General features: G+C 70.1%; 10 protein-coding genes. 9 read left to right on the top strand and 1 reads right to left on the bottom strand.

The genetic code is table 11. From position 1 onward, the window contains the following. The first annotated feature begins 325 nt into the window (after positions 1 to 325). From QFZ74_RS25885 to pssA, 9 genes are all read left to right on the top strand, one after another. On the top strand, positions 326 to 2,128 hold the full coding sequence (locus tag QFZ74_RS25885) for a 3-hydroxyacyl-CoA dehydrogenase family protein (RefSeq protein ID WP_307623236.1): 1,803 nt from the start codon (positions 326 to 328) through the stop codon (positions 2,126 to 2,128). A 154-nt stretch (positions 2,129 to 2,282) separates the two neighbouring features. After that, a complete protein-coding gene (locus tag QFZ74_RS25880) occupies positions 2,283 to 3,101 on the top strand; it encodes a TetR family transcriptional regulator (RefSeq protein WP_307623235.1) in 819 nt (272 codons plus the stop codon). A 693-nt stretch (positions 3,102 to 3,794) separates the two neighbouring features. Continuing rightward, positions 3,795 to 5,132, top strand: coding sequence for a crotonyl-CoA carboxylase/reductase (ccrA, locus tag QFZ74_RS25875; RefSeq protein ID WP_307623234.1), 1,338 nt, complete (start codon positions 3,795 to 3,797; stop codon positions 5,130 to 5,132). A 17-nt stretch (positions 5,133 to 5,149) separates the two neighbouring features. Next, positions 5,150 to 7,198 carry a protein meaA gene (locus QFZ74_RS25870; protein WP_307623233.1) on the top strand — a complete coding sequence of 683 codons (2,049 nt, stop codon included), beginning with the start codon at positions 5,150 to 5,152 and terminating at the stop codon, positions 7,196 to 7,198. Further along, positions 7,195 to 8,154, top strand: a complete 960-nt coding sequence (locus tag QFZ74_RS25865) for a CoA ester lyase (RefSeq protein ID WP_307623232.1) — start codon at positions 7,195 to 7,197, stop codon at positions 8,152 to 8,154. Before QFZ74_RS25870 ends, QFZ74_RS25865 begins: the two co-directional genes overlap by 4 nt. A 2-nt stretch (positions 8,155 to 8,156) precedes the next feature. Further along, complete coding sequence (locus QFZ74_RS25860) at positions 8,157 to 8,669, top strand: MaoC family dehydratase (RefSeq protein WP_307624278.1); 513 nt, start codon at positions 8,157 to 8,159, stop codon at positions 8,667 to 8,669. Then, on the top strand, positions 8,669 to 9,874 hold the full coding sequence (locus QFZ74_RS25855; protein ID WP_307623231.1) for an acyl-CoA dehydrogenase family protein: 1,206 nt from the start codon (positions 8,669 to 8,671) through the stop codon (positions 9,872 to 9,874). The genes QFZ74_RS25860 and QFZ74_RS25855 overlap by 1 nt, the downstream gene beginning before the upstream one ends. Before the next feature lie 183 nt (positions 9,875 to 10,057). After that, on the top strand, positions 10,058 to 10,705 hold the full coding sequence (locus QFZ74_RS25850; protein WP_307623230.1) for a phosphatidylserine decarboxylase: 648 nt from the start codon (positions 10,058 to 10,060) through the stop codon (positions 10,703 to 10,705). A 22-nt stretch (positions 10,706 to 10,727) separates the two neighbouring features. Then, entirely contained in the window at positions 10,728 to 11,546 is an 819-nt protein-coding gene (gene pssA / locus QFZ74_RS25845) for a CDP-diacylglycerol--serine O-phosphatidyltransferase (RefSeq protein ID WP_307623229.1), read from the top strand. A 653-nt stretch (positions 11,547 to 12,199) separates the two neighbouring features. Here pssA and QFZ74_RS25840 read toward each other — a convergent pair. Further along, positions 12,200 to 13,336: a glycerate kinase gene (locus QFZ74_RS25840; protein ID WP_307624277.1), complete on the bottom strand. Its 1,137-nt coding sequence runs from the start codon at positions 13,334 to 13,336 to the stop codon at positions 12,200 to 12,202. Positions 13,337 to 13,454: the final 118 nt, after the last annotated feature.

The following is a 13,454-nucleotide window of genomic DNA, read 5'->3' as shown; positions in this document are numbered from 1 at the left end:
ACTCCGGGGGCTGGCGCGCTCGTTACCGACGGGTTAAGCTCATACGAGCGAGTGACGCACTCGCACATCTGCTTGCGACGGTTTGGTGACGCAGCCGTCGTGAGTGCCGGTCGGTTCGGTACGTCAGTACCGCAGTACGACCCGGCTTCGGGACAGAGCCGGTCGGTTTCCGTCGTGTCGGGCGTGTGCACGCCCGCGGCGCCAACACCGGGCGTGTGCGCTCGCAGCCCGGACCACACCCGCACTCCGCCTTCCGCGCCGGTGCGCCCCCGCGGCGCAGCCGGGCGCGTTTCCCAGTCGTCACCTTCATTTCTGGAGTCCCGCGATGGCCACTCCCCAGTCCGACTCTCTGTCCCCGCTGCAGACCATTGCCGTCGTCGGTCTCGGCACGATGGGCACCGGCATCACCGAGATCCTCGCGAAGGCCGGCCGCGAGGTGATCGGCATCGACATCAGCGAGGCCGCCGCCGCGCACGCGGTCACCGCCCTGGAGTCCGCCACCGCCCGCGCCGTGGAGCGCGACCGGCTGACCGAGCAGGAGCGCGCGGAGGTCCTGGCCCGCCTGCGCACCTCCACCGACCTGCGGGCCGCGGCCGACGCCGACCTCGTCATCGAGGTGGTCCCGGAGTCGTACGAGATCAAGCAGCAGGTCTTCCGTGAACTCGACGGCGTCGTGCGGCCGGAGACGATCATCGCGACCGGCACCAACGCCCTGTCCGTGACCCGGCTGGCCGCCGACTCCGCCCGCCCGGAGCGGGTCCTCGGTCTGCACTTCTTCAACCCGGCGCCCGCGATGAAGCTGGTCGAGGTCGTCTCCTCGGTGCTGACCGCGCCCCAGGCCGTCGCCGCGGTCACCGATCTCGCCGTCGCCCTCGGCAAGGAGCCGGTCGCGGTCGGCGACCGCCCCGGATTCGTCGCGGACGGGCTGCTCTTCGGCTACCTCAACCAGGCCGCCGCGATGTACGAGGCCAAGTACGCCTCCCGCGAGGACATCGACGCGGCGATGCGGCTGGGCTGCGGGCTGCCGATGGGCCCCCTGGCCCTGCTCGACCTGATCGGCATCGACACCGCGCGCACGGTCCTGGAGGCGATGTACGCCGCGTCCCGCGACCGGCTGCACGCGCCCGCCCCGATCCTCAAGCAGCTCAGCGAGGCGGGCCTGACCGGCCGCAAGTCCGGCCGCGGCTTCTACACGTACGAGGCCCCGGGCAGCGCCGCGGTCGTGCGGGACGCGCTGACCCCGCTGGAGGGCGGCTCCGCCGTCGCCGGCCGCGCCGTGCGCTCCGTCGGTGTCGCCGGGTCCGGCACGATGGCGTCCGGCATCGCCGAGGTGTTCGCCAAGGCCGGCTACGAGGTCGTGCTCGCCGCCCGCAGCGAGGAGAAGGCACAGGCCGCCAAGTCCCGTATCGGCAAGTCGCTTTCGCGCTCTGTCGACAAGGGCCGGATGACCGCCGACGCCGCCGCGCGGACCCTGGACCTGATCACGCCGGCGGGCTCCTACGACGCGTTCGCCGACGTCGACCTGGCGGTGGAGGCGGTCGCCGAGGACCTGGAGGTCAAGCGGCAGCTGTTCGCCACGCTGGACAAGGTGTGCAAGCCGGGCGCGGTGCTCGCGACCACCACCTCCTCACTGCCCGTCGTCGCCTGCGCCCGCGCCACCTCGCGCCCGCAGGACGTGATCGGCATGCACTTCTTCAACCCGGCCCCGGCGATGAAGCTGGTCGAGGTCGTCCGCACGGTGCTGACCGCGGACGACGTCCACGCCACCGTCCGCGAGGTGTGCGCCGCGATCAGGAAGCACGCCGTGGACTGCGGCGACCGCGCGGGCTTCATCGTCAACGCCCTGCTGTTCCCCTACCTCAACAACGCGATCAAGATGGTGGAGGAGCACTACGCGTCGCTGGACGACATCGACGCCGCGATGAAGCTGGGCGGCGGCTACCCGATGGGCCCGTTCGAGCTCCTGGACGTGGTCGGACTCGACGTCTCCCTGGCGATCGAGAAGGTTCTGCACCGCGAGTTCCGCGACCCGGGCCTCGCCCCGGCGCCGCTCCTGGAGCACCTGGTGGCTGCGGGCTGCCTCGGCCGCAAGACCGGCCGCGGCTTCCGCGAATATGCCCGCCGCTGACGGCCGCGGCGACTCGCTCACCGGGAACGGGCCGGCCGAGGCCGACCGGGACTGGGGCGGACTGCTCGACCCGGCGGGAGGACCCCCGCTCCCCGGGAGCGGGGGAAACCCCGGACATGCGCGCGGAGCTGCGCACATGCAGTACGTTCGGGTCATGTCCCAGCCCGCCAGGTCCTCACGTACAACCGCCACGCCGGACGCGCCGGAAAGTGCCGCAGGCAGCCGCGCCGCCGCCCAACGGCTGAAAATGCGCCGCGAACTGGCGGCCGCGGCGATGGAACTGTTCGCGACCAAGGGGTACGAGGCGACGACCGTCGACGAGATCGCGGCCGCGGCCGGGGTCGCGCGCCGTACGTTCTTCCGGCACTTCCGCTCCAAGGAAGAGGCGATCTTCCCGGACCACGACGACACGCTGATCCGCGCCGAGGCGGTGCTCAACGCCGCCCCCGCGCACGAGCATCCGCTCGACACGGTGTGCCGCGGCATCAAGGAAGTCATGAAGATGTACGCGGCCCAGCCGGAGATCTCGGTCGCCCGCTACCGGCTCACGCGCGAAGTACCCACCCTGCGCGAGGCGGAGATCGCGTCGGTGGCCCGCTACGAGCGCCTCTTCACGCGCTACCTCCTCGGCCACTTCGACGAGCACGCGCACGCCGACGACGCCAACGACGACCCGCTGCTCGCCGAGGTGGCTGCGTCGGCCGTCGTCACCGCCCACAACCACGTCCTGCGGCGCTGGCTGCGGGCGGACGGCCAGGGCGAGGTGGAGGCCCAGCTCGACCACGCCTTCGCGATCGTCCGCAAGACCTTCGGCACCGGTATCGGCGCGGGCCGCAGCACGTCGTCCGCGCCGGCCTCGACCCCGGCGACGGTCTCCCGCCAGGGCGAGGTCCTGGTGACGGTCGCCCGCACCGACGCCCCGCTCGACGAGGTCATGCGGACGATCGAGGAGGCCCTGAAGGAGCGCTCCTGATCCGAGCGCTCTCACCTCTCCGACCTCACGGCTCACGGGCCGGTACCGGAACACCATTCCGGTACCGGCCCGTTCCGCTCGCCAGGGCGCCGGCCACGCTGCCGCCGGACGCCTGGACCGACGTCGTCGCCACCGCGACCAACCTTCCGGGGCACAGGGTCCGCGTCACGCTGGAGCTGGCGGGCCACGAGGTGCTGAACGTGACCGACCCCTCGCCGGGCGACCTCTACCAGCCCGGCGGCGTCGGTATCCGCGGTGACAACACGGAGTTCGGCTTCCGCGACATCCGTGCTCACTCTGAGTGAGATTACCGTTCACCTTGCGTGATATTTCCAGGTGGACCACCCGCCCGCGAGTCCACATGATCGATCATCGCTCATCTGTGACGTGAAGATTTCATCTGAGATCAAGTTCTGGCACTCAGTGCCTTGCCACCTGACACGCGGTGTCATACGTTGAAGGTGTCCGGGCGGCCGGCACACACAGACCCACCGTGCGCCGACTGTCCCCGCAAGCCCCAGGGCCTGCGCGCCCGGACGCCTGCGTCACAGGCACCCTCCGCGCCACAAAGCGCTGCCAACAGCTCCACAGGGCACCACCTCCGCCGGACCGACGGCACCACGCACCTCAGCAGCAGCACCCGACGTACCCCTCAGCGTCTTCCCTCGGACGCTCATCGCCGGAGGCAACACCGTGAAGGAAATCCTGGACGCGATCCAGTCGCCGGACTCCACGTCCGCCGACTTCGCCGCTCTGCCGCTCCCCGAGTCGTACCGCGCGATCACCGTGCACAAGGACGAGACGGAGATGTTCGCGGGCCTCGAGACCCGCGACAAGGACCCCCGCAAGTCGATCCACCTCGACGAGGTCCCGCTGCCCGAACTGGGCCCGGGCGAGGCCCTGGTGGCCGTCATGGCCTCCTCGGTCAACTACAACTCCGTGTGGACCTCGATCTTCGAGCCGCTGTCGACCTTCGGCTTCCTGGAGCGCTACGGCAAGCTCAGCGAGCTCACCAAGCGGCACGACCTGCCGTACCACATCATCGGCTCCGACCTCGCGGGCGTCGTTCTGCGCACCGGCCCCGGCGTGAACGCCTGGAAGCCCGGTGACGAGGTCGTCGCGCACTGCCTGTCCGTCGAGCTGGAGTCCTCCGACGGCCACAACGACACGATGCTCGACCCCGAACAGCGCATCTGGGGCTTCGAGACGAACTTCGGCGGCCTGGCGGAGATCGCCCTGGTCAAGTCGAACCAGCTCATGCCCAAGCCCGGCCACTTGAGCTGGGAGGAGGCCGCCGCCCCCGGACTGGTCAACTCCACCGCGTACCGCCAGCTGGTCTCGCGCAACGGCGCCGGCATGAAGCAGGGCGACAACGTGCTCATCTGGGGCGCGAGCGGCGGACTCGGCAGTTACGCCACGCAGTTCGCGCTCGCGGGCGGTGCCAACCCCATCTGCGTGGTCTCCAGCCCGCAGAAGGCGGAGATCTGCCGCGCCATGGGCGCCGAGGCGATCATCGACCGCAACGCCGAGGGTTACAAGTTCTGGAAGGACGAGCACACCCAGGACCCGAAGGAGTGGAAGCGCTTCGGCAAGCGCATCCGCGAGCTCACCGGCGGCGAGGACGTCGACATCGTCTTCGAGCACCCGGGCCGCGAGACCTTCGGCGCGAGCGTGTACGTCACCCGCAAGGGCGGCACGATCGTCACCTGCGCCTCGACCTCGGGCTACAACCACGAGTACGACAACCGCTACCTGTGGATGTCCCTGAAGCGGATCATCGGCTCGCACTTCGCCAACTACCGCGAGGCCTGGGAGGCCAACCGGCTCATCGCGAAGGGCAAGATCCACCCGACGCTGTCGAAGGTCTACTCGCTCGAGGACACCGGCCAGGCGGCCTACGACGTGCACCGCAACCTCCACCAGGGCAAGGTCGGCGTGCTGTGCCTGGCCCCCGAGGAGGGCCTGGGCGTGCGCGACCAGGAGATGCGCGCCAAGCACGTCGACGCCATCAACCGCTTCCGCAACATCTGAGCACCCCGAGGTTCTAGATGACTGAGCGTCAGAATGCCGACGGCGTGCGGGAGAAGGACCGGCCGTGGCTCATGCGCACGTACGCCGGACACTCCACGGCCGAGGCGTCCAACGAGCTGTACCGCCGCAACCTCGCCAAGGGCCAGACCGGCCTGTCGGTCGCGTTCGACCTGCCGACGCAGACCGGCTACGACCCCGACCACGTCCTCGCCCGCGGCGAGGTCGGCCGGGTCGGGGTCCCCGTCTCGCACCTCGGTGACATGCGCCGGCTGTTCCAGGACATCCCCCTGGAGCAGATGAACACCTCGATGACGATCAACGCCACCGCCATGTGGCTGCTGGCGCTCTACCAGGTCGTCGCCGAGGAGCAGGGCGCGGACGTCACCAAGCTCCAGGGCACGACCCAGAACGACATCGTCAAGGAGTACCTGTCCCGGGGGACGCACGTCTTCCCGCCGGGGCCGAGCCTCCGGCTGACGACGGACATGATCGCGTACACGGTCTCCCACATCCCGAAGTGGAACCCGATCAACATCTGCAGCTACCACCTGCAGGAGGCCGGGGCCACGCCGGTGCAGGAGATCGCGTACGCGATGTCCACCGCGATCGCCGTCCTCGACGCCGTGCGCGACAGCGGCCAGGTGCCGCAGGAGCGCATGGGCGACGTGGTCGCCCGCATCTCCTTCTTCGTCAACGCGGGCGTCCGCTTCGTCGAGGAGATGTGCAAGATGCGGGCGTTCGGCCGCATCTGGGACAAGATCACGCGTGAGCGGTACGGCATCGAGAACCCCAAGCAGCGCCGCTTCCGGTACGGCGTCCAGGTCAACTCCCTCGGTCTGACCGAAGCGCAGCCGGAGAACAACGTCCAGCGCATCGTGCTGGAGATGCTGGCCGTGACCCTCTCCAAGGACGCACGCGCGCGTGCCGTCCAACTCCCCGCCTGGAACGAGGCGCTGGGCCTGCCCCGCCCCTGGGACCAGCAGTGGTCGCTGCGCATCCAGCAGGTACTGGCGCACGAGAGCGACCTGCTGGAGTACGAGGACATCTTCGAGGGCTCGCACGTCATCGAGGCGAAGGTCGCGCAGCTCGTCGAGGAGTCCCTCGCGGAGATCGACCGGATCCAGGAGATGGGCGGCGCGATGGCCGCCGTCGAGTCCGGCTACCTCAAGTCGCAGCTCGTCGCCTCGCACGCCGAGCGCCGGGGCCGGATCGAGTCCGGCCAGGAGAAGATCGTCGGCGTCAACATCTTCGAGACGACCGAGCCGAACCCGCTCACGGCCGACCTGGACACCGCGATCCAGACGGTGGACCCGGCCGTCGAGGCCCGGGTGATCGAGGCGATCGGCGGCTGGCGGGACTCGCGTTACCAGCCGCCGTTCAACCACCCGCGCCCGTGCAAGGCGCTGGAGCGGCTGAAGGAGGCCGCCAAGGGCACGGACAACCTCATGGAGGCCACCCTGGAGTGCGCCCGCGCCGGTGTCACGACCGGTGAGTGGGCCGGGGCGCTGCGGGAGGTGTTCGGCGAGTTCCGGGCGCCGACCGGCGTCTCCTCCGCGCCCGTCGCCGTACCGGTGGAGGAGGGTTCGGCGCTGGCCGGGGTGCGCCGCAAGGTGGAGCTGACGGCCGGTGACCTCGGCACGGGCAAGCTGCGCTTCCTGGTCGGCAAGCCGGGCCTGGACGGGCACTCCAACGGCGCCGAGCAGATCGCCGTACGAGCCCGCGACGCCGGTTTCGAGGTGGTCTACCAGGGCATCCGGCTCACCCCGGAGCAGATCGTGGACGCGGCCCTCGCCGAGGACGTGCACGCGGTCGGCCTGTCCATCCTCTCGGGCTCGCACGCGCAGTTGGTGCCGGACGTGCTGGAGCGGCTGCGCGAGGCCGGCGCCGCCGACATCCCCGTGATCGCGGGCGGCATCATCCCGAACGCGGACGCCGAACAGCTGAAGTCCGCTGGCGTGGCCGCCGTCTTCACCCCCAAGGACTTCGACATCACCGGGATCATCGGCCGTATCGTCGACGAGATCCGGAAAGCGAACAAGCTCGACCCCCTGGAGGTCCCCGCATGACCGTCAACCGTCTGCGTCCCCGCCGCTCCTGTCTGGCGGTCCCGGGAAGCAACCCCCGCTTCCTGGAGAAGGCGCAGGGTCTCCCCGCCGACCAGGTCTTCCTGGACCTGGAGGACGCGTGCGCGCCGCTCGCCAAGCCCGAGGCGCGGCACACGATCGTCAAGTTCCTCAACGAGGGCGACTGGACGGGCAAGACGCGTGTCGTGCGCGTCAACGACTGGACGACCGAGTGGACGTACCGCGACGTCGTGACGGTGGTCGAGGGTGCCGGCCAGAATCTTGACTGCATCATGCTGCCGAAGGTGCAGAGCGCCGAGCAGGTCGTCGCGCTGGACCTCCTCCTCACCCAGATCGAGAAGACGATGGGCTTCGAGGTCGGCCGCATCGGTATCGAGGCGCAGATCGAGAACGCACAGGGCCTCAACAACGTCAATGAGATCGCTCAAGCCAGTCCCCGTGTCGAGACGATCATCTTCGGCCCGGCCGACTTCATGGCGTCGATCAACATGAAGTCGCTGGTCGTGGGCGAGCAGCCGCCCGGCTACCCGGCGGACGCCTACCACTACATCCTGATGAAGATCCTGATGGCCGCCCGCGCCAACAACCTCCAGGCGATCGACGGCCCCTACCTCCAGATCCGCAACGTCGACGGCTACCGCGAGGTCGCGCAGCGCGCCGCCGCGCTCGGCTTCGACGGCAAGTGGGTGCTGCACCCGGGCCAGGTCGAGGCGTCCAACGAGATCTTCTCGCCGTCCCAGGAGGACTTCGACCACGCCGAGCTGATCCTGGACGCGTACGACTACTACACGTCCGAGGCGGGCGGCAAGAAGGGCTCCGCGATGCTCGGCGACGAGATGATCGACGAGGCCAGCCGCAAGATGGCCCTGGTCGTCTCCGGCAAGGGCCGGGCGGCCGGCATGCAGCGCACCACCAAGTTCGAGATTCCGGAGGCGTGAGCATGCAGTTCGGGCGCACCTACGAGGAGTTCGAGGTCGGGGCGACGTACAAGCACTGGCCGGGCAAGACGGTCACGGAGTACGACGACCACCTGTTCTGCCTCCTCACCATGAACCACCACCCGCTCCACATGGACACCAACTACGCCGAGAAGACGACGGACTTCGGCAAGAACGTGGTGGTCGGCAACTACATCTACTCGCTGCTGCTCGGCATGTCCGTGCCGGACGTCTCCGGCAAGGCGATCGCCAACCTGGAGATCGAGTCGCTCAAGCACGTGGCGCCGACCTTCCACGGCGACACGATCTACGGCGAGACGACGGTGCTCGACAAGTGGCCGTCGAAGTCGAAGAACGACCGAGGCATCGTGCACGTGGAGACCAAGGGCTACAAGCAGGACGGCACGCTGGTCTGCGTGTTCCGCCGCAAGGTCATGGTGCCGACCGAGACGTACATCAAGGAGCGCGGCGGCGAGCAGCCGGGCCGCCCGGAGCTGAAGGCACAGGAGAAGTAATGGCCCGTCTCGCCCAGACCGCCGGTCTGACGGACATCCAGCAGGAGATCGTCTCCACCGTCCGCGACTTCGTGGACAAGGAGATCATCCCGGTCGCGACCGAGCTGGAGCACCGCGACGAGTACCCGCAGCAGATCGTCGACGGCCTCAAGGAGTTGGGCCTGTTCGGCCTGATGATCCCGGAGGAGTACGGCGGCCTGGGCGAATCCCTCCTCACCTACGCCCTGTGCGTCGAGGAGATCGCCCGCGGCTGGATGTCGGTCTCCGGCATCATCAACACGCACTTCATCGTGGCGTACATGCTCAAGCAGCACGGCACGCAGGAGCAGAAGGACCACTTCCTGCCGCGCATGGCGGCCGGCGACATCCGCGGCGCCTTCTCGATGTCGGAGCCGGGCCTGGGCTCGGATGTGTCGGCCATCACGTCGAAGGCGGTGAAGGACGGCGAGGAGTACGTCCTGAACGGCCAGAAGATGTGGCTGACGAACGGCGGTACGTCGTCCCTGGTGGCCGTTCTGGTCCGCAGTGACGAAGGCCACCCCGAGGGCACGGCGCCCCACAAGTCGATGACGACCTTCCTCGTGGAGAAGGAGCCCGGCTTCGGCGAGGTCCGCCCCGGGCTCACCATCCCCGGCAAGATCGACAAGATGGGCTACAAGGGGGTCGACACCACCGAGTTGATCATGGACGGCCTGCGGATTCCCGCGGACCGCGTGCTCGGCGGCGTCACCGGCCGAGGTTTTTACCAAATGATGGACGGAGTCGAGGTCGGCCGCGTCAATGTGGCGGCGCGTGGCTGCGGTGTCGCGCAGCGTGCGTTCGAACTCGGTGTTTCCTACGCCCAGCAGCGTCACACGTTCGGCAAGCCGATCGCCCAGCACCAGGCCATCCAGTTCAAGCTGGCCGAAATGGCGACCAAGGTCGAGGCCGCGCATGCCATGATGGTGAACGCGGCACGCAAAAAGGACTCCGGGGAGCGAAACGACCTCGAAGCAGGGATGGCGAAGTACCTCGCCTCCGAGTACTGCAAGGAGGTCGTCGAGGACGCCTTCCGGATCCACGGCGGCTACGGCTTCTCCAAGGAGTACGAGATCGAGCGCCTCTACCGGGAGGCCCCGATGCTGCTCATCGGCGAAGGGACCGCCGAGATCCAGAAAATGATCATCGGTCGCAGGTTGCTCGAAGAGTATCGATTCCAAGGCTGATTGTCCGGGTACGGGGTGTTTTCTTCGAGAAGAAGATCACACCCCGTTGGCACCGCGCCGGTACACTTGAGCCGCCGACTCGGCTTCCTGGCTTGCCCAGTTGTGGCCCGCGACCGGTACGATCCCCGGAAAAAGCCGCCGTCCCCCGTTACAGCGCGGCATCATCCGCTACGAAGGTCATCCATGCCCCACAGCCAAACCTCTGCACCTCGCGGCCGGGTCCGCCTCGCGCGCGGAGCATCGCCGTGGCTTCTCCCGACCGTCGCCACCGCAGCACTCAGCCTGGCCCGCGCGCGCCGCTCCGGCGCCGCGAAGGCCGTCGCCGTACCCGCCACCGCGCTGGCGGCGGGCATGCTGTGGTTCTTCCGCGACCCCGAGCGTGAGATCGCCACGGGACGTGTCATCTCGCCCGCCGACGGTGTGGTCCAGAGCATCATGCCGTGGAAGGACGGCCGCACCCGCGTCGCGATCTTCATGAGCCCGCTCAACGTCCACGTCAACCGCGCGCCCATGGCCGGCACGGTGACGTCGGTCGAGCACGTGCCCGGTGGCTTCGTTCCCGCCTTCAACAAGGAGAGCGAGAACAACGAGCGCGTAGTCTGGCATTTCGACACCGAACTCGGCGACATCGAGATGATCCAGATCGCCGGCGCGGTCGCCCGCCGCATCGTGCCCTACATCCCGCAGGGGACGAAGGTCGAGCAGGGTGACCGGATCGGTCTGATCCGCTTCGGCTCGCGTGTCGATCTCTACCTGCCCGAGGGCGTGGAGATCGCGGTCGAGGTCGGACAGAAGACCGTGGCTGGGGTGACTCGAATTGACCGTGATTGATCCGGATACAAAGGCGGGCTGGGTGCCCGAGGCCGACGGGACGGACGACGAAGAGGAGATGCCCCTCTCTCTCCGCCTCTCGATAGCCGACACCCTCACCCTCGGCAACGCCACGTGCGGCTTCATGGCGGTGTACTTCACCACCACCGGCATCCTGATCCCGCACCTGGTCGGCAGCCAGGAGTCCGGCATGGCCCGCCACAGCGCGGCCACGGCGGTCATCCTGATGCTCTGCGCCGCGGTCTTCGACCTGTTCGACGGCCTGGTGGCGCGCAAGCTCCGCTCCTCGCCGATGGGCGCGGAGCTGGACAACCTCTCCGACCTGATCAGCTTCGGCCTGGCCCCGGCGTACTTCGTCCTGGTCTACGGCATGGTCGCGGACGACGCCCATCAGCGGATGGCGGCCCTCGGCGCGATCGTGGTCCTGCTGGCCGTGGTGCTACGCCTGGCCCGCTTCTCCTGCGTCACGGTGCGGGACGGCGTGTTCCAGGGCATGCCCTCGCCGTTCGGCGCGCTGACGGTCGTCTCGATCGTCCTCCTGGAGCTGCCCTTCGTGGCGACCCTCCTGGCCATCCTGGGCACGGCGTGGCTGATGGTGAGCCGGGTGGAATACCCGAAGCCGCGGGGGCGCCTCGCGGTGGCGATGCTGTCCTGGATCGTCCTCTCGATGGGCCTCCTGGCGGCCTGGGCCTTCGACGCCCCCAGCGGCCAGCTCCTGCTCCAGACCGGCTGCGCCCTGCAACTGGTCATGGGCGCGGTGATCCCCCTGTTCGCCACGGCCCGCCGAGTCAACAACTTCCGCGACAACCGCCGCGAGGCGCGCGCCGCGCAGGTGCCGTAGGGCAGCGGGCGGTGGGGTATCGGTAGCGGTACGCCTCAGCGCTGACGAAGGGCGCCGAACCTTTTGGGTTCGGCGCCCTTCGTTGTTGGGGGGAAGTGGGTTGTTGGGGGGGTGGGGGCCTGGCTGGAGGCACTGGCCGGGTCGGGCGGCGGGGGTTCAAGGGCGCGACTCCCAACCGAGCGCACCGGACTGCAGGGGGCCGCGGCAAGGGCGGCGAAGCCCCGCCTGGGGCTCGGGCGGAGCCCCAGACACGGCCGCGGCTTCAAACCGAGCCGGGCACCCGGGGTGCAGGGCGCGAAGCCCCCACCGGGGCCTGGGGCGGAGCCCCAGGGACGGCCGCGGCTTCAAACCGAGCCGGACACCCGGGGTGCAGGGGCGAAGCCCCCGCCGGGGCCTGGGGCTCCGCGCCACCAACCAAGCGGAGCGGGCGAGGCGGGAGCGCAGCGACCGCGCCGGGGCAGCACCTGGGTGTGCAGGGGCGAAGCCCCCGCCGGGGGCTGGGGCGGAGCCCCAGGGGCGGAGCCCCAGGGGCGGTCACCCCTCCACCCACCGAGTCGGGCGGGCGGGCGGGTGAAGCCGGAGCGGAGTCCCAGGGGCAGCCCGCAGCCGACGCACCGGACACCCGGCGCGCAGGGGCGGAGCCCCGCCGCCAGCTAGACCCCTGCCGGGCCGAAGACATCCCGCGCGATCCGCGAAGCGACCCGTTCCAGGATCGGCCCCGCATCGCCCATGCACACCGAAACGTCCGGCTCGGCGTCCGTCAGGGCGTACGCCCGCCGGATCCCGGCCCCCGCCAACGCCTCCGGCGTCAGTGCCAGCCGCCCGCACACCGCGACGACGTCCTTCCCCGCCGCACGCGCCGCCGCCGCGACCCCCGCCGGTGCCTTCCCGTGCAGCGTCTGCTCGTCCAGCGAGCCCTCCCCCGTGATCACCAGCGAGGCCCGTTCCAGCGCGGGCGCGAAGCCCAGCACCTCCAGCATCACCTCGATACCGGGACGGAACCGGGCCCCGAGCAGCAACGCCCCGAACCCGATCCCGCCCGCCGCACCGGCACCGGGCGCCGCCGCCACCAAAGACGCCCGCTCCCCCAGCACCGTCACGAAGTGAGCCAGCGCCGCGTCCAGCACCGCCACCTCCCCCGCCGACGCCCCCTTCTGCGGCCCGTACACCGCCGCCGCCCCCTTCGGCCCGGTCAGCGGATTGTCGACGTCGCTCGCCAGCACCAGCTCGACCGACGCCAGCCGCGGGTCCAGCCCCGACAGGTCGGCCCGTACGAGACCGGCGAGCCCACCCCCGCCCGGCCCCACCGGCTCCCCGTCCACGTCCAGGAACCGCGCGCCCAGCGCGGCCAGCATCCCGGCCCCGCCGTCCGTCGTCGCACTGCCCCCGACGCCGAACACGATCGTCCGCGCGCCCGCGTCCAGCGCGGCCCGCAGCAACTGCCCGGAGCCGTACGTCGAGGCCGTCAGCGGCGCGAGGACGCCGGCCGGCAGCCGCCCCAGCCCGCTCGCCTCAGCCATCTCCACGACGGCGGTGGTACCGCGCAGCGCGTACGCCGCCGTCACCTCGTCCCCCAGCGGGCCCGCGACCCGTACCTCCCGCCGCTCGAACCCGGCCGCCGCCGCCGCGTCCACGGTGCCGTCGCCGCCGTCGGCAACCGGCAGCGCCTCCACCTCCAGGTCCGGCACGACCCGGCGCAGCCCGGCCGTCACCCGCTCCGCGACCTGCACGGCCGTCAGCGAACCCTTGAACTTGTCCGCGGCGACGAGCACCCGCCGGCCCCCGTCCACTGCAGCGTCCGTCACCTTGCATTCCCCTCGATCTGCGGGCCCGTACCGCTCGTACCCGTTCGTACGTCCGGGCCGTCGCGCCGCAGCGACCCTAGCCGGAGCCCACCCCGCCCGTCAT

The sequence above is a fragment of the Streptomyces sp. V3I7 genome (assembly GCF_030817495.1).
Classification (GTDB): domain Bacteria; phylum Actinomycetota; class Actinomycetes; order Streptomycetales; family Streptomycetaceae; genus Streptomyces.
The sequence above is the reverse complement of the archived record's forward strand: the minus strand, read 5'-3'. Positions and strand labels throughout refer to the sequence as shown.